Below are 15,829 nucleotides of genomic sequence, written 5' to 3'. Positions count from 1 at the left end.
CTCCTCAGGACTGCAGGACGACGACGCCGCGGGCGGGCAGGTCGACGGAGGCGACCGGGCCCGCCGCGGGGTCCGCGCCGTCGCCGGCGACCGCGGGCATCGGCTCGGGCAGGGTGACGGTCGCGGTACCGGCACCGTGGTTGAGCAGGAAGAGGAAGCGTCCCTCCGCGCCCTCCCGCACGGTGGCCTGGACGCCCGCCGGCAGCCCCGGCAGCACCGGCGCCACCCCCGCACCGGCGCGCACCCGGTCCACCAGGGTGCGCATCGCCGCCACCGGCAGCCGGGTGCCCGCGTACCAGGCGACTCCGTCCCCGTACGCGTGCCTGGTGACCGCGGGCCGCCCGGCCAGCTCGCCCGCGCCGAAGGCCGCCACCGCCTCCGCGCCTTCGAGGTCGATCGCCTCGGACCACAGGTCGCCGCTGCCGGCCAGCGTCCCGGTCAGCGGCAGGTGCTGCCCCTCGGCCAGCGGCCAGAACTCCTCGACGCGCAGCCCCAGCACCTCGCGCAGCGGCGCCGGGTAGCCGCCGAGGTGGACGCGGTCGCAGTCGTCGGAGATGCCGGTGAAGTACGAGACGAGCAGGTGGCCCCCGGCGCGTACGAACTCCGTCAGCCGGGCGCCCGTCTCCGCGCTCATCAGGTACAGGTTCGGCACCACCACCAGCCGGTACGCGGACAGGTCGCGGTCCGGCGGCACCACGTCGCACTCCACGCCCGCGTCGAAGAACGGCCGGTAGTGCCGGCGCAGCGTCTCGGTGAAGTCCAGGTCCGCGGAGGGGTGCGAGCCCTGCTCCAGCGCCCACCAACTGTGCCAGTCCGCGAGCAGCGCCACCTCCGGGCGCGAGCGCGCCCCCGCGAGCTGCGGCACGGCGGCCAGCTCCCGGCCCAGCGCGCGCACCTCGCGGAAGATCCGGGTGCCGGTGCCGGCGTGCGGCACCATCGCCGAGTGGAACTTCTCGGCGCCGCCGGGGGTCGCCCGCCACTGGAAGTACAGCACCGCGTCCGCGCCCTGCGCGACGGCCTGCCAGCTCCACAGCCGCATCGAGCCGAACGGCTTGGGGCTGTTGCGCGCCCGCCAGTTGACGGCGCTGGGCGCCTGCTCCATCAGCATCCACGGGCGGCCGCCGCCCGCCGAGCGGGTCACGTCGAAAGCCAGGCCCGCCCCGATGTGGGTCTCCGGGTCGTACGGGTCCTGGTAGTAGTCCAGGGCCTGGACGTCCTCGTGCGCCGCCCAGGCGAACGCGTCGACGGCCTTGTGCAGCGGCAGGTGGTTGGTGGTGACGGGCACGCCGGGGGTGATCCGGCGCAGCGCCTCCTTCTCGGCGAGGTAGCACTGCAGCAGCGCGTCGTCGCAGAAGCGCGCGTAGTCCAGCACCTGTGCCGGGTTGGGGTGCGTGGGGGTGGTGCGCGGCGGGAGCACCTGCTCGAAGGTGTCGTAGCGCTGCGACCAGAAGGTGGTGGCCCAGGCGGTGTTCAGCGCCTCGACGGTGCCGTAGCGCTCGCGCAGCCAGCGGCGGAAGTCGGCGGCGGAGACGTCGCAGTAGCAGCGGGGGTTGGAGCAGCCGTACTCGTTGCCGATGTGCCAGCTCTCCAGGGCGGGGTGGGTGCCGTAGCGGGTGGCCAGCTCGGTGACCAGGCGCACCGCGTGCTCGCGGTAGACCGGGCTGGAGGGGCAGAAGTGCTGGCGCGAGCCGGGCCACCTGCGGACGCCGTCGGCGTCCTGCGGCAGCACCTCGGGATGCCGCTCGGACAGCCACGGCGGCGGGGAGGCGGTCATCGTCGCCAGGCAGACGCGGATGCCGGCGCCGTGCAGGTCGTCCAGCACCCGGCCGAACCAGTCGAAGTCGTACGCGCCGGGCCGCGGTTCGACCAGCGCCCAGGAGAAGATCCCGGCCGTGACCATGGAGACCCCGGCCTCCTTCATCAGCCGGATGTCCTCGGCCCTGACCTCCTCCGGCCAGTGCTCGGGGTTGTAGTCGCCGCCGAAGTGGATGCGTCCCACGCTGTCTCCGCCCCTCTTGCTCAATTCTTAAATTACGAATTAACCTTGGGGAAACGTAGAAGTGCCGCGGCAGATCCGTCAACACCCGGAGCGCGAACTCGTGACAGCAGCCGGAGCCACGCAACTCCCGTACACCGCACGCTTCGACGGCCGCACCGCCGTCGTCACCGGGGCCGCCGCCGGCATCGGCGCGGCCATCGCCCGCCGGCTCGCCGCCGAGGGCGCCGCGGTCGTCGTCGCCGACATCGACGGCGACCGGGCGGAGGCCACGGCCGAGGAGATCCGCGCCGCGGGCGGCACGGCGGCGGCGGCCGTCGCGGACGTGGCCGAGGAGGACGGCTGGGCCCGGATCCTGTCCGCGGCAGGGGACTTCGGGCCCGTCGGCGTCCTCGTCTCCAACGCCGTCGCCGTCGACGTCGCCCCCGCGCACGAGACGTCGCCCGCCTCCTGGCGGCGCCAGGTCGACGTCGGGCTGACGGCCGCGTTCCTCGGCTTCCGCGCCTGCCTGCCCGGGCTGCGCGCGCAGCAGGGCGCCCCGGGCGCCGCGGTGCTGGTCTCGTCCGTGCACGCCAGGCACGGCATCCCGGGACACCCCGCGTACGCCGCCGCCAAGGGCGGGCTGCTGTCGCTGGCCGGCCAACTGGCCGTCGAGTACGGCCCGTCGGTGCGGGTGAACACCGTGCTGCCGGGACCGGTGCTCACCCGGCTCTGGGACCGTGTCCCCGAGGAGGACCGCAGGGCCAGCGCCGGGCAGACCGCCGCGGGGCGGCTGGGCGCGCCGGAGGAGGTGGCCGCCGCCGTCGCCTTCCTCGCCGCGCCCGAGGCGTCCTACGTGACCGGCACGAGCCTGGTCGTGGACGGCGGCTGGAGCGTCGTAAAGTCATCGGCCTGAGCGGGGGCGCCGCGGGGGTGGCGGGAGCACCGGGAGCGGTGACGTGAGGGAGGAGCGAGCGGCCATGGCGGGTTACGCGCGCCGCGGGGTGCACGGGCAGACGGTGGAGACCCTCGCGCACCGGGTACTCGGCGGTGAGATCGCCGAGGGCGCCACGCTCGACCTCGCCGCCCTCCAGGCCGAGCTGGGGGTCAGCCTCACCGCGCTGCGCGAGTCGCTGAAGGTGCTGGCGGCCAAGGGCATGGTCGACGCCCGGCAGAAGCGCGGCACGTTCGTCCGGCCGCGCGCCGACTGGCACCTCCTCGACGCCGACGTGCTGCGCTGGCGCTTCGAGACCGCGGGCCGGCAGCAGGGCGAGGGCGCCGCCGCGCGGGCCGCCTCCCCGCTGCTGCGCGACCTGGACGAGGTGCGCGGCATCGTCGAGCCCGCGGCGGTCCGGCTGGCCGCGGTGCGGCGCACCGACGCGGACCTGGCGGCGCTGGAGGCGGCGCTCACGGCGATGGCCGGGGCGCGGGACGGCGCGGCCGAGGCCGTCGCCGCGGACCTCGCGTTCCACCGCGCCCTGCTGGCAGCCTCGCACAACGAGCTGCTGGAGCGCATGGATCAGGTCCTCGCCAGCGGCCTGGCCGCGCGCGACCGCCTGGTGCACGGCCCCGGACACCACCCGCAGGACCCCGTGCCGGGCCACCGCGCCGTGCTGGCGGCGATTCGGGCGCAGGACCCGGACGCCGCGGAGGCGGCGATGCACCGGCTCCTCGCCCAGGCGGCCCGGGATCTGGCCGAGTTGTCCGCCGGTGAGTCCGCCGATGGGTCCGCCGATGGGTCCGCCGGTGAGTCCGCGGCGGAACGGGCGGCCGGGGCGTAGCCCGTACGACGAACGCGCCCCGCCGCGCGGACGGATCCGCGCGACGGGGCGAAAAAGACTCCCGCGGGCCATCGCCCCCGGAATCAGTACCAGTTGTTCGCCTGCCAGAACTCCCAGGCGCCGCACGGGCTGCCGTAGCGGTCGTTCATGTAGTCCAGGCCCCACTTGATCTGCGTGACCGGGTTGGTCCGCCAGTCGGCGCCGGCCGAGGCCATCTTGTCGCCCGGCAGCGCCTGCATCAGGCCGTACGCGCCGGAGCTGGGGTTCGTCGCGGTGTGGTCCCAGCCGCTCTCGCGCTCCACGATGCTGCTGAAGCAGGTGAACTGGTCGGCGGGCACGATCTCCCTGGCCGCCGCCTGGATGCCGGACTCGGTGGTCGGGACGCTCGCCTGCGACGCCTCGGTGGCGCCGCCGGAGCCGCCGGAGCTCCCCGAGGACGACGAGCCGTTCGGGTCGATCGACTTGTCGACCTTGCCGCCCTCGGTGTCGATGCGCAGCTCGGTGCCGACCTTCAGCGCGGCCGGGTTGTCGCCGATCGCCTTCTCGTTGTCGACGTACACCCGCTGCCAGCCGCCGGGCACGTCGTACTTCGCGGCGATCTTGGCCAGCGTCTCGCCGGCGCCGACGGTGTGCTCGACGTAACGCTGCTGCTTCTGCTCGGTCTTGGCGGCGGTCTGGTCGGCCTCGGCAGGCTTGCTCTCGGCCTTCTTGTCCCCCAGGTCCAGCTCCTGGCCCGGCAGGATCAGGTGGGGGTTGTCGCCGACGGCTTCCTTGTTGGCCTCGTACAGCCGCTGCCAGTCGGGACCGAATCCGTTGTCCTCGGCGATCTCCGAGAGGGTGTCGCCCTTCTCGACCGTATAGGCGTGCGCGGCGGTCGCCGCGATTCCGCCGGCGACGGGCAGGGCTATGCCCACCCCCGCGGCGGCGGCATAGCGGCGGGTGGAGCGCGACTTGGGCGCGCGCCGGGTGCCGGTTCCGGCCATGGTTGGCTCGCTCTTTCTCCGACGCCTGCGAGGTGAGCTGTCGGGTTCGGGCTGGAGTTGCCCGGCCGCGTCGTGCTGTGCGGCTTCACCCCGAGTCGGGGAGTGCGGTGCGGTTCTGCCACCGTGCTCCTGCCGACGGAGAAGTGGTTCCCCCGCTCCTGCCCGAACGGCTGTGGGGACGACGGATCCGGGCTCCGACGGGCAGGATTCGGCGTACCGGAGCGCGGCGCTCGCGTCTGCGAACGTCTCGGACACTAGGAGATCGAACGGCAGATCACAAGAGGATCACGAGGATCCACACGTAGTCTGACGCTCCGTGGTGACGCGCGCACGCGTGGGGCGGTTGGGGCGCGTGTGACGTTCGGCACTCACGCTGAGGTGCAGCGCCTCCAACAGGGGCTGTCCGGCCGGTACGACGAGACCGTGCACCCCGCGCTCCGCGGCGCCGGCGAGCGCGGTCCGCCAGGCGTCGGGGCCTGCGGGCGCCGCCGCCGGGGTCCAGCGCCCGGCGCCCGGCTCCTCGTAGCCGGGTCCCGCGGGCGCGAGCCGGCGGAAGGCGGGCACCGTCGGTGCTACGGCGCCGAGTTCGGCGCACCGCCGGGAGTCGGCGGCGAGCGCGAGCCGGCCGCCGCTGAGCAGCACCACGGTGGCCAGCGCCCGGGCCAGCAGCGCGGCCTGCGGGACGCTGTCGGGCAGCGCGACGACGAGCCTCGCCCGGCCGGTGGCGGCGGCCAGGGCGGCGGCGAGCGCCAGCACGTCGTGCGCCGGGTCAGGACCGCCGTCCAGCCACAGCGCGTCGGCGCCCGCCGAGTCGTACGCCGCGCACTCCGCCAGCCAGGCCGCGGGCTCCTCGGGCAGCCGGGGGAGCAGCACCCCGACGCGGACCGCCGGCGGTTCCGCGCCGGTGGACGGGGGTGGAGATGCGCTCATCGCGGGCCTCCCCGGGGGCTGACGAGGGCCATCGGGGGCATACCGTACGCCGATACCCTGCGGAAGGCAGCGGTGCGGACACCCACGGTTCATGATTTCTGGAATTTCATCTGCCGTGCCCCCGGGCGGCGTTGCGCGCCCGTACCCCGGCAAACGCCGAGGGAGGGGACCCCCCCGGGGTGTCCCCTCCCTCTCTGTGCTCCCGGCCGGTGGCCCACGTCAGTGCGGTTGGGCCACACCCCCGTTCGCCGGGATGGGCTCGCCGTCCGGCTGGGACGGCGAGTGGACCGGGCGGCGCGGCAGCCGGTGCGCGGGCACCGCGCCTGACGCGGTCACGCCGGGCTCCGCGACAGCAGGAAGTCGGCTTCGCCGGCCTTGGCACCCTCGATGAACGCGTCCATTTCACCGGGGGTGTAGATGAGGGCGGGACCGTCGGGGTGCGCCGAGTGCCGTACCGCTATCCGGCCGTCCCGCAGCTTCATGGCCTCGACGCAGTTGCCGCCGTTGCCGCCGCTCCACGGCTTGTGCCAGCCCTCGGTGCCGAGGTCCGCCGCCGGCATGCCGTTGTAAATGCGTTCCATTCACAGCTCCTTGCGGAAGTCCCGGAGGATTTCCTTCGTGCGTTTTGCCGTCGCCGCCTGGGCCGCCATGTGGTCCAGGGCGGCGAGGTGTGTGGCCACCTCGTGCCGGCCGTCGAGGTAGACGGCGCCGGTGAGGTACTCGGTGTAGATCATGTCCGGCAGCTCGGGCATGGCGAACCGGAAGAGGACGAAGGGGCTGTACGTGCCCGGATGGTGGCCGGTGCGGAACTCCGCCATCTGGAGCGTGACGTTGGGCAGCGACGCGATGTCGAGGAGCCGGTCGACCTGCGCGCGCATCACCGCGCCGTCGCCCACCGGGCGGCGCAGGACCGTTTCGTCCACGATGACCCAGAACCGCGGCGCGTCCTCGCGGGTGAGCAGGTCCTGGCGCTCCATGCGGAGCGCGACGTGCCGCTCGATCTCCGCGGGCGCGACCCGGCCGAGGGAGCCGACCTTCAGCACGTGCCGCGCGTAGTCCTCGGTCTGCATCAGACCGGGCACGAAGTGCGGCTCGTACGACCTGATGAGCGACGCCGCGCCCTCCAGGCTCACGTACATGCTGAACCAGTCGGGCAGGATGTCGTGGAAGCGCTGCCACCAGCCGGGCGCGTTGGCCTCCTCGGTCAGCGCGACGAAGGTGTCGATCTCCTCCTGGTCGATGCCGTACGCCTGCAACAGCAGTTGCACGTACGGGACCTTCAGCGCGACCTCGGCGGTCTCCATCCGGCGCACGGTGGCGGGGGCGACGCGCAGGGTCTTCGCGGCTTCCTCGCGCTTGAGCCCGGCCCGCTCGCGCAGCTCCTGGAGTCGCTTGCCGAGCACGACCTGCCCCACGGTCGGCGCAGACCGCGGTTCGCTCACGCCATACCTCCCTGTCGGAACTGCCTCAAGCAGTGTGCCACGCCTCGGGCTTGGCGAACACAGTGCAACGGCAACTCTGAAAAATTCACAGTGGGGGTTGCCAAGTGGCCGCGGCGGGGCCATAGTTTGGGATGTGAGCCAGTCCACACAGCCGCATCACACGGGGGTCGTGACACAGGGTCCCGGCTTGCCGGGATTCCGTTCGGGGGTCGATGCGGTGCGGTGCGGTTTCGAGGTGCCAGGTCAGGCGGACGCCGTTACGGTCGCCCGCCGGCTGGCCCGCGAGCAGATGCGCCGCTGGGGGGTGGAGGGCGAGGTGGGTGACAGTGCCACCCTCGTCCTCTCGGAACTGGTGACCAACGCACTGCTGCATACGGGGAGTCGGCGCATAGGGTGCGAACTGCGCTGCAGCGCCGACCGCCTGCGGCTGGCCGTCACCGATCAGGGTGTCGAGCCGGGAAGCCTGCGGGTGCAGCGGTCGTCCGCGGACGAGCAGGGTCGGGGGCTCCTGCTCGTCACCGCGGTCAGCAGTAGCTGGGGGGCATACGACGCGCGGCCCGGCCCGGGTCTGGTGGTCTGGGCGGAGCTGCAGCGCGGGGTGTCGGCGGCCGGGGGGGCCGCCGCGCCGCGCGCTTCCGGTACCCGTACCGGGGCCGGCCCAGCGGTCGGCGAGCGGGCGGCCGGATGATGCGCACCGAGCCCGGCGGCCGGCTCCGGCTGGCCGTACCGGGGGCGGGCGCCGCGGCCCTCGGCTGCGACGCGGTGGGCGTACCGCAGCGGATCGGCTACGACGTGATGGCCCGGCTTCCCCGCGTGGGCTGCGTCTTCGCCGACGGCAGCCGGTGGTGGTGGATCGTGCCGGCCGGCTCCGGCCTCGGCCTGCAGTGGCCGCGGAGCGTGCACTACGCTCCGGGCGCCGATATCTCGGGGGCGGCCGCCGGCACCGGCGGGCCGGCGGCCGTACCCCGGCTGGTGCACCGGCCGGCCGACGGGGTTCCGTACACGCCGCCGATCCCGCTCTTCCTGCGCATCTGCCGGCGCACCGGCGTCGAGCCCGCCTGGTCCTGCGACGTCGCCCGGGCGGCCGCGGGCCGCAGCGACGCCGCCTGAGCACCCGCGGCGGACCGGCCGGCGGGCACCTCCTTGTTTCGGTTGCGGGGGAGGAGCCCGGGGCCGGCCCGCCGCGGGAATGACGAAACCGCGGGCCGCGCCGCCGTCGGCGGCGGCGCGGGTCCCGCGGATCGTGTCCTTCGTGCGTGCGGTGCCTAGCGCGCGGTGCCGGGGTTCAGTAGTCCCGGCCCTGCAGCGCCACCATCGCGTCGTAGCTGGTCTCGGCCGCCCAGATCGAGCCCTGGGGCTCCTGCGGAGCGCGGTCCTGCTCCCAGAAGTACAGCGGCAGCCCCGGCGCCCGCAGCCCGCTGAAGAAGCGGCGGAAGTCCAGCTCGCCCTGGCCGAAGACGACGTCGCGGTACTGGTTCGTCAGTGCCGGGTCCCGCACGCCGTCCTTGACGTGGAAGGCGATGTAGCGCTGCGGGGCGGCGTTGACGTAGTCCAGCGGGTCGAACTCGCCGAGCTGGTCGCGGAACCGGACCGAGGCGCCGAACGCCCAGAGGATGTCCAGCTCCAGGAAGACGTACCGCGGGTCGGTGCCGCTCAGGAAGAGGTCGTGGCGCCGCTTGCCCGGCCGGTCGGTGACCGGGCCGAACTCGTTGGTGTGGTTGTGCTGGTAGACCTTGAGCCCGTAGCCGCGGGCCACCTCGCCGGACTCGTTGAAGCGGTCGGCGCCGGCCTGGATCTCCGCCGCCGTACGGCCGGGGAAGTCGCTGGCGGTGCCGACGTAGTCCATGCCGAGCGCGGCGGCGTTCTCGAACTCCCGCTCGCGGGTGCTCGCGTTGAGCAGCGCGTCGAGCCCGAGGTGGGCGCCGCCGGCGACCAGCCCGTTGTCGTCGAGCAGCTTGCGGAGCTTGGGGACGGTCATGTCCGGCTCGGCCGGCGAGGTGTAGCCGGCGAACTCGATGTGCTTGTAGCCGATCGCGGCCAGCTCGGTCAGCACGGGCGTGAAGCCGCGCTGCTGGATCTGGTCGCGGACGCTGTAGAGCTGCAGGCCGATACGGCCCCGGGGGATCAGGCCGCCGTGGCCGTCGGTCTGGGCGGCGGCGGCGGGGGCCGCGAAGGCCCCGGCGCCCGCGGCCACGGCGGCGGTGCCGGCGGCGGCCCTGAGGAATCCACGGCGGTGCAGGCTGGGCTTGCTCATGTCGGATCTCTCCTGCGAAGTTCGGGTGTGGACGGGGTGGGAACCGCGGGGTGGCGTACGTGCGCACGCCACCCCGCGCCGTACCGGAAGGTCAGCCGACGATCTTCATGACCGCCCGGTCGCTGCCGGTGAGGCCGCCCGGGTCGGTGTACTCGGCGACGAACACGCCGGTGACGTTGCCCTCGGACGGGTCGTGACCCGCCACGGGCTCGGTCTGGATCGTGCCGCTGCAGCCCGCGGTGGTGCTCTGCGGGTGGCCGTGCGCGTCATGGCCCACGATGTAGTGCACCTGGACCTTGCTGCAGTCCACCTCGGCCTCGTCGGAAACCGTGACCTCGAACTGCACCGCGTCGCCGAAGTGGAACTCCTGCTGGTCGACGGGCTTGACGAGGGTCACGACCGGGGCCTGGTTGCCCACGGTGATGTCGACGTCCTTGTACGCCGCCCGGCCCTTGCTGTCGGTGACCTTCAGGGCCGCCTTGTAGGTGCCGTCCTCGGTGTACGTGTGCGAGGGGCTGACGTCGGTGGAGTCGGTCCTGCCGTCACCGTCGAAGTCCCAGGCGTAGCGCACCCGGTCGCCGTCCGGGTCGGTGGTACCGGCCGCGGAGAATCCGACGGTCAGCGGCGCGAGGCCCTTGACCGGGGTGGCGGTCAGCTCGGGCTTCGGCGCGTGGTTGCCGGTGCGGCCGATGTAGTCGATCCGCGAGAGCTGCGCGTCCGGGTTCTCGGAGAAGTAGCCGTCGCCGTACTCCAGGACGTAGAGGGCGCCGTCCGGGCCGAACTCCAGGTCCATGGGGTTGTCGACGGGCGGCTTCCCGACCCCCTGGGCGACCGGGTTGATCGCTTCCACGGTGCCGGAGCGGTCGAGCCTGAACTCCTTGATGTAGTCCCGGCCCCACTCGGCGAACAGCGGCGTTCCGTCGTAGTACCTCGGCCAGGCCACGGCCCGGTTCAGCAACTCGGTCGCCGGCTTGTACTCGTACGCCGGTCCGGCCATCGGGGCGATGCCGCCGGTGCCCAGGCCCGGGAACTCCGCGGACTGGCCGTAGGAGTACCAGACTTCCGGCTGCTCCACCCCGGGCAGCTCGGTGCGGCCGGTGTTGTGCGGCGAGGTGTTCACCGGCTTGGCGCAGTCGAACCGCTCGCCGGAGGTCTTGGTGGCGAAGTCGTAGTCGTTGTACGGCATCTTCGCGGTGGCGCAGTACGGCCAGCCGTAGTTGGCGGGCTTGTCGAGCACCAGCCACTTGCCCTGCCCGGCGGGACCGCGGGTGTCGCTGGCCGCGCGGGCGTCGGGGGAGTAGTCGGCGACGTAGACGGCGTCTGTCTGCGGGTCGATCTCCATCCGGTACGGGTTGCGCAGGCCCATGGCGTAGATCTCCGGCCGGGTCTTCTCCGTTCCCGGCTTGAAGAGGTTGCCGTCGGGTATCGCGTACGAGCCGTTGTCGCGGACCTTGATGCGCAGCACCTTGCCGCGCAGGTCGTTGGTGTTCCCGGAGGTCCGCTGGGCGTCGAACGCCGGGTTGCGGCTGTCCCGTTCGTCGATCGGCGTGAAGCCGTCGGACTCGAACGGGTTGGTGTCGTCACCGGTGGTCAGATACAGGTTGTCGTCGGAGTCGAAGGCGATGTCGCCGCCGACGTGACAGCAGATGCCGCGGTCCACCGGGACCTGGAGGATCTTCTGCTCGGTGGTGAGGTCGAGGGTGTCGCCCTTGAGCTTGTACCGGGAGAGCTGCAGGTGGCCCTTGTAGCGATCCCAGTCCGCCTGTGTGCCCTCGAAGGGCGCGTCCCCCTCGTTGACGGGGGTGTCGGGGTCGTCGACGGGGGTGTCCAGCGGGGGCGAGTAGTAGAGGTAGACCCACTTGTTCTTGCGGAAGTCCGGATCGATGGCGACGTTCTGCAGGCCCTCCTCGTCGTGCTGGTACACGTCGAGTTCGGCGGCGAGCTTGTTCACGCCGGTGTCCGGGTCGTTGAGCCAGACCTTGCCGGCGCGGGTGACGTGCAGGACCCGCTTGTCCGGCAGGACGGCGAGGTCGAGCGGCTCGCCGGGGCGGTCGTTGAGCGTGATCTTCTCAAAGGCGGTATCCGGTGGCGGCTGCTCGGCGGCTTGCGGTGCCACCGCGGTCGCGCCGGGCGCGACCAGCAGCGCGGCGCTGACCGCGCCGGAGGCCAAAAGGGCCAGTCTTCGTAGCATTTCCCCTCCCAGGGGCTGGACGACAAGGCGGCTGGACACGCTCCTGGGTGGTCGGCCCGTTCGCGCCGTCCTTGATCGGCCCGCGCGCTGCGGCTCGTGCGCGGCTTTACGTCCCCCCGCCGTCCACGTCCCGACATGTGACGGCGGCCGGTTGGAGATTAGACCTCTTTCGACGCAACGCCAATGCCTACGACCAGAATGGGCACGACTTTGTCTTTGGAAAGAGCAAACTAGGGTGTGGTCACGGACGGTTCCGCCCCGCCGGGCGGGGCGGGATCGCCTGGCGGGGCCGTACGGGAGTCAGGTGGGCGGGCGCCGCGGGTTCAGCCCGCGGACGGGCCGCCGGCGGGCACCTCGGACGCCTCGCGCTGCCGCGGCAGCAGCACCGGGGTGTCCTGGTGGTGCAGGACGACGTTGCGCACGGGGTGGGCGATCTCGATGCCCTCTTCCCGGTAGCGCAGTTGCAGCCGCTTGATGAACTCGTGCTTGATCCGGAACTGGTCGCTGAACTCGACCGCGCGCAGCACCACGGAGAAGCCGGCGCGCGAGTCGCCGAAGGTGTGGAAGCGGACCACGGGGTCGTGGTCCGGCACACCGCCCTCGACCGCCCCCATGACCTCGTGCGCCACCTCCACCGTCACCCGCTCGACCAGGTCGAGGTCGCTGGAGAGCGCCACACCCGCCTGTACGACGATGGACAACTCCTGCTCGGGACGGTGGTAGTTGGTCATGATGGTACTGGCGAGCTGGTCGTTGGGGATGACGACGAGGTTGTCCGACTGGGTGCGGATCACGGTGTTGCGCCAGTTGATGTCGGTGACGTAGCCCTCCTCGCCGCTGCTGAGCCGGATGTAGTCGCCGACCTGCACCGTCTTGGAGGCCAGGATGTGCACCCCGGCGAAGAGGTTGGCGAGCGTGTCCTGTAGCGCCAGCGCCACCGCGAGGCCGCCGACGCCGAGCGCGGTGAGCAGCGGGGCGATCGAGATGCCCAGGGTCTCCAGCAGGATCAGCAGCCCGATCGCCAGCACCGCGATGCGGGTGATGTTGACCAGGATGGTGGCCGAGCCCACCCCCTGCGAGCGGGCGCCCATGAGCTGTGCGACCACCCGGGCCGCGGCGACGGTGACCGTCAGGATGAGCACGGCGACGACGATCTGCTCCACCGTGTGCTCGACCGGGCGCTTCAGCGGCAGCGCGGCGGCGGCGATCGAGACGCCGCCGGCCAGCGCGCCCCAGGGGGCCATGGTGCGCAGCGCGCCGACGAGGATGTCGTCGCCGGCCCAGCTCGTCCGGGTCGCGCCCTTGCCCAGCCAGCCCAGCAGCACGCGCAGGAGCAGGCCGGCGCCGATGCCGCCGAGTATCGCGGAGCCGGCGACGACCAGATCGTGCAGAGTGAGGGCTCGGTTCACCTTGATACCTGTCTTCGTTCGGGGACGGGGGACGCCCGGACGCCTGTGCGATCCGGCGCGCTCGCCATCCTGCCGTATCCGGCGGGGCAGTTGGCCCCGCGGCCGTAGGAACCGGACGGTCCGGTCCCGTTTGCATGCGTGTGGGCCGCGCCGTTGCGGAGGCGGAAGTTCAGGGTCAGCCCTGAGGTGCGGTGCGCACCCCGCGGCTACGGTGGTCGGCACCGGCTCCGCTCCGCGGCGGGCACGCGCGGATGCGCGGGGGACGAACGGGGGCGCGCGTGAGGGAACGCCGCGGAGCGGCGGCCGGCACCGCGGTCCCGGCGCGGAGCGCCGACGCGCCCGCGACCGGCCGCGCGCGCCGCCGGTCCGGGGCTGCCGCCGCGGGGGTGCGGCCTGCCCCGGCGGGGGCGTTCAGCCGCGCAGATACCTGAGCACGGCAAGCACCCGCCGGTGGCCCGAGTCGTCCGACTCCAGGCCGAGCTTGGCGAAGACGTTCCGCACGTGCGTCTCGACGGTCTTGCCGCCGATCACCAGGTCGCGCGCGATGGCCTCGTTGGAGTGCCCCTCCGCCATCAGCGCCAGTACGTCCCGCTCCCGCGCCGTCAGCCCGGCCAGCGGCTCGGCCGCGCGCGGCGAGCGCATCAGGTGCGTGACCACCCGCGGGTCCACGACGCTCTGGCCCGCCGCCACCCGGCGCAGCGCGCCGGCCAGCTCGTCCGCGTCGGCGACCCGCTCCTTCAGCAGATAGCCGAAGCCGCGCGGGTCCTCGGTGAGCGCCCGTACGACCGTGCCGGTCTCGACGTACTGCGACAGCAGCAGCACGCCCGTGCCCGGATGCCGGGCGCGGATCGCGGCCGCGGCCCGCAGCCCCTCGTCGGTGTGCGTCGGCGGCATCCGGATGTCGAGCAGCACAGCGTCCGGGCGGTGCCGCTCGACCAGGGCGAGCAGCGGGCCCGCGTCGCCGCACTGCGCGGGGACCGCGACGCCCGCGTCGCCCAGCAGCCGGACGATGCCCTCGCGCAGGATCGCGGAGTCCTCGGCGACGATCACTCGCACGGCAGCTCCGCGACCACCCGCGTGCCGCCGCCGGGCGGGCTGTGCACCGTGAGTACGCCGCCGACCGCCGAGACCCGGTCGGCCAGCCCGCGCAGCCCGCCGCCGAGGTGGTCGTGCCGGGCGCCGCCGATGCCGTCGTCCACCGCCTCGACGACCAGCCGGCCGTCGCGGTGGCGGGCGCTGACGCTGACCGCCCGGGCGCGGGCGTGCTTGGCGGAGTTCGCCAGCGCCTCGCTGACGGTGAAGTACGCGGTGGCCTCGACGTGCGGCGCGAAGCGCCGGTCCTCCGCGGCCACCACCACCGGCAGCTCCGCCCGCCCGGCCAGCTCCCGCAGCGCGGACGCCAGCCCGTCGCGGGTCAGCACCGCCGGGTGGATGCCGTGCGCGAGGCCGCGCAGCTCCTCGACGGCCAGCCGCAGGCTCCGCTCCACGTCCCCGACCGCGCGGCGCAGCTCCTCGTCGGGGTGGTCCGCCAGGCCCTTCTCCACCCGGCGCAGCGTCATCAGCGCGAAGACCAGCCGGGCCTGCGCCCCGTCGTGCAGGTCGCGCTCCAGCCGCCGGCGCTCGCTGTCCGCGGCCTCGACGACGCGGGCGCCCGCCGCCCGCGCCTCGGCCTGCAGCCAGACGTTCTCCAGCGCGAGCCGCAGCGCGGCGACCGCCGAGCGCAGCAGCTCCTCGTCCTCCGCGACCGCCGGATCGTGGCGCAGCAGCGCCAGCGGGGCGCCGCCGGCCGCGTCGATCCGGGTGCTGCCGGTCGCGGCCTCCTCGACCGGCTCGCCCGCGGCGTCCACGTACGCGCCGGCCGCTGGCCGCCACACGCCCAGCCGCAGCCCCGGGTCGCCGAGCACCGGCACCAGCGCCTCGCGCAGCCGCCCGGGGTCCGGGTCGCCGCCGACCTCCATCACCAGGCCGCCGACCTCCGCGCGCTGCAAGCGCATGCGCAGCAGCCCGACGAGGAAGGCGAGCGGCACAGCGGTCTGCGCCACGTCCGAGAACACGCCCACGGCGCCCTCGACCGGCTCGCCCGCGGGCACGAGCACCACGAGCACGTCCCACAGCAGGAAGGAGGTGGCGACCAGGACGGCGAGCCAGGCCGGCAGCAGCGCGCGGCGGCGGGCGACGGAGGCGCGCTGCCAGCGCCGAACGACCGCCACCACCACGGCGAAGGAGACGGCCCAGCCGATGGCGCGGAAGCCGGCGTCGAACGTGGGGAAGAGGTCGCCGAGCGAGGGGGTGAAGAGCGGGTTGGGGCCGCAGTCGCGGCAGGCGAGGTAGGAGCCGCCGGGGTGGGCCGCCGGGTCGAAGGCCAGGGTGCGCAGCAGGCCGCCGGTGGCCACCAGGCCGTAGCCGAGCAGCACTATCCGGCGGGTGGCGGGCGAGCCGGTGCGGCCGTCGGGGTAGGCGAGGACGAGGTGGGCGAGGACGGCCACGTTCAGGCCCTCCCACCAGGCGCCGAGGGCGAAGAGCGGCGGGATCGTGGTGCCCTGGAGGTTGCCGAGGAACCAGGTGACGCCCACCGCGGTCATCAGCGGTCCGGTGGCGTTGGCCGGGCGCCGCCACCAGGCGGCGAGGCCGGCGCCCGCGTAGGCCCAGCCGACGGCGAGGTCGCGCAGGAGGTCGGCGGTGGAGGCGCCGGTCCCGGCGTACGCCCAGGCGCCGACGCCGCCGGAGACGACGGCGGCCAGCGCGGCCGCCACCGTCCAGCAGCGCATGACCTGCGTCGGTTCCCGGGAGTGCACGGGCCAACGCTAAGCCATCCGGAGGGGTGGATGTCGCCGCGAGCGAGCCGGGCGCCGGCCCTGGCGGGC

14 protein-coding genes and 1 riboswitch are annotated in these 15,829 nt (G+C 73.8%); of the genes, 4 read left to right on the top strand and 10 right to left on the bottom strand.

Going from position 1 to position 15,829, the window contains the following annotated elements:
• Positions 1-4: 4 nt before the first annotated feature.
• Positions 5-1,999, bottom strand: coding sequence for a beta-galactosidase (locus OG946_RS04225; protein ID WP_326794818.1), 1,995 nt, complete (start codon positions 1,997-1,999; stop codon positions 5-7).
• 100 nt (positions 2,000-2,099) lie between these two features.
• Between OG946_RS04225 and OG946_RS04220 the strand changes: the two genes are divergently transcribed.
• Entirely contained in the window at positions 2,100-2,891 is a 792-nt protein-coding gene (locus OG946_RS04220) for an SDR family NAD(P)-dependent oxidoreductase (protein WP_326794817.1), read from the top strand.
• Between the two features lie 64 nt (positions 2,892-2,955).
• Entirely contained in the window at positions 2,956-3,756 is an 801-nt protein-coding gene (locus tag OG946_RS04215) for a FadR/GntR family transcriptional regulator (RefSeq protein ID WP_326794816.1), read from the top strand.
• Between the two features lie 83 nt (positions 3,757-3,839).
• On the opposite strand, the gene OG946_RS04210 is transcribed toward OG946_RS04215, so the two are convergent.
• The 4 genes from OG946_RS04210 to OG946_RS04195 all read right to left on the bottom strand — a co-directional run bounded on the left by OG946_RS04210 (position 3,840) and on the right by OG946_RS04195 (position 7,111).
• A complete protein-coding gene (locus tag OG946_RS04210) occupies positions 3,840-4,739 on the bottom strand; it encodes a LysM peptidoglycan-binding domain-containing protein (RefSeq protein ID WP_326794815.1) in 900 nt (299 codons plus the stop codon).
• Between the two features lie 7 nt (positions 4,740-4,746).
• Positions 4,747-4,921: riboswitch (cyclic di-AMP (ydaO/yuaA leader) on the bottom strand.
• A gap of 103 nt (positions 4,922-5,024) precedes the next feature.
• Complete coding sequence (locus tag OG946_RS04205; RefSeq protein ID WP_326794814.1) at positions 5,025-5,669, bottom strand: hypothetical protein; 645 nt, start codon at positions 5,667-5,669, stop codon at positions 5,025-5,027.
• A gap of 332 nt (positions 5,670-6,001) precedes the next feature.
• Positions 6,002-6,250, bottom strand: coding sequence for a DUF397 domain-containing protein (locus OG946_RS04200; protein ID WP_047014672.1), 249 nt, complete (start codon positions 6,248-6,250; stop codon positions 6,002-6,004).
• Positions 6,251-7,111 (bottom strand): helix-turn-helix domain-containing protein, encoded by an 861-nt coding sequence (locus OG946_RS04195; RefSeq protein ID WP_326794813.1) that lies wholly within the window; start codon positions 7,109-7,111, stop codon positions 6,251-6,253.
• A 235-nt stretch (positions 7,112-7,346) separates the two neighbouring features.
• Here OG946_RS04195 and OG946_RS04190 point away from each other — a divergent pair, with 235 nt between their 5' ends.
• Together OG946_RS04190 and OG946_RS04185 are read left to right on the top strand one after the other, a co-directional pair.
• Positions 7,347-7,799: an ATP-binding protein gene (locus OG946_RS04190; protein ID WP_326794812.1), complete on the top strand. Its 453-nt coding sequence runs from the start codon at positions 7,347-7,349 to the stop codon at positions 7,797-7,799.
• Positions 7,796-8,221 (top strand): hypothetical protein, encoded by a 426-nt coding sequence (locus tag OG946_RS04185; protein WP_326794811.1) that lies wholly within the window; start codon positions 7,796-7,798, stop codon positions 8,219-8,221. The genes OG946_RS04190 and OG946_RS04185 overlap by 4 nt, the downstream gene beginning before the upstream one ends.
• A 175-nt stretch (positions 8,222-8,396) precedes the next feature.
• Here the strand turns inward: OG946_RS04185 and OG946_RS04180 are convergent, their stop codons facing one another.
• From OG946_RS04180 to OG946_RS04160, 5 genes are all read right to left on the bottom strand, one after another.
• Positions 8,397-9,365, bottom strand: a complete 969-nt coding sequence (locus OG946_RS04180; protein ID WP_326794810.1) for a sugar phosphate isomerase/epimerase family protein — start codon at positions 9,363-9,365, stop codon at positions 8,397-8,399.
• Between the two features lie 91 nt (positions 9,366-9,456).
• A complete protein-coding gene (locus tag OG946_RS04175) occupies positions 9,457-11,556 on the bottom strand; it encodes a PQQ-dependent sugar dehydrogenase (protein ID WP_326794809.1) in 2,100 nt (699 codons plus the stop codon).
• 323 nt (positions 11,557-11,879) lie between these two features.
• The gene (locus tag OG946_RS04170) at positions 11,880-12,965 is read right to left on the bottom strand and encodes a mechanosensitive ion channel family protein (protein WP_326794808.1); all 1,086 of its coding nucleotides are present in this window, start codon (positions 12,963-12,965) and stop codon (positions 11,880-11,882) included.
• A 411-nt stretch (positions 12,966-13,376) separates the two neighbouring features.
• Complete coding sequence (locus tag OG946_RS04165) at positions 13,377-14,015, bottom strand: response regulator transcription factor (RefSeq protein WP_326800140.1); 639 nt, start codon at positions 14,013-14,015, stop codon at positions 13,377-13,379.
• Entirely contained in the window at positions 14,012-15,760 is a 1,749-nt protein-coding gene (locus tag OG946_RS04160) for a sensor histidine kinase (protein WP_326794807.1), read from the bottom strand. Before OG946_RS04160 ends, OG946_RS04165 begins: the two co-directional genes overlap by 4 nt.
• Between the last annotated feature and the right edge of the window lie 69 nt (positions 15,761-15,829).

It is taken from the genome of Streptomyces sp. NBC_01808 (assembly GCF_035917395.1).
Classification (GTDB): domain Bacteria; phylum Actinomycetota; class Actinomycetes; order Streptomycetales; family Streptomycetaceae; genus Streptomyces.
Note: the sequence above shows the minus strand (reverse complement) of the source record. Positions and strands in the feature narration are given on the sequence as shown.

Coding starts and splice junctions, on each gene's coding strand:
- OG946_RS04180 (WP_326794810.1), bottom strand. CDS start 9,365: ATGAGCAAGCCCAGCCTGCACCGCCGTGGATTCCTCAGGGCCGCCGCC.
- OG946_RS04215 (WP_326794816.1), top strand. CDS start 2,956: ATGGCGGGTTACGCGCGCCGCGGGGTGCACGGGCAGACGGTGGAGACC.
- OG946_RS04205 (WP_326794814.1), bottom strand. CDS start 5,669: ATGAGCGCATCTCCACCCCCGTCCACCGGCGCGGAACCGCCGGCGGTC.
- OG946_RS04175 (WP_326794809.1), bottom strand. CDS start 11,556: ATGCTACGAAGACTGGCCCTTTTGGCCTCCGGCGCGGTCAGCGCCGCG.
- OG946_RS04210 (WP_326794815.1), bottom strand. CDS start 4,739: ATGGCCGGAACCGGCACCCGGCGCGCGCCCAAGTCGCGCTCCACCCGC.
- OG946_RS04185 (WP_326794811.1), top strand. CDS start 7,796: ATGATGCGCACCGAGCCCGGCGGCCGGCTCCGGCTGGCCGTACCGGGG.
- OG946_RS04200 (WP_047014672.1), bottom strand. CDS start 6,250: ATGGAACGCATTTACAACGGCATGCCGGCGGCGGACCTCGGCACCGAG.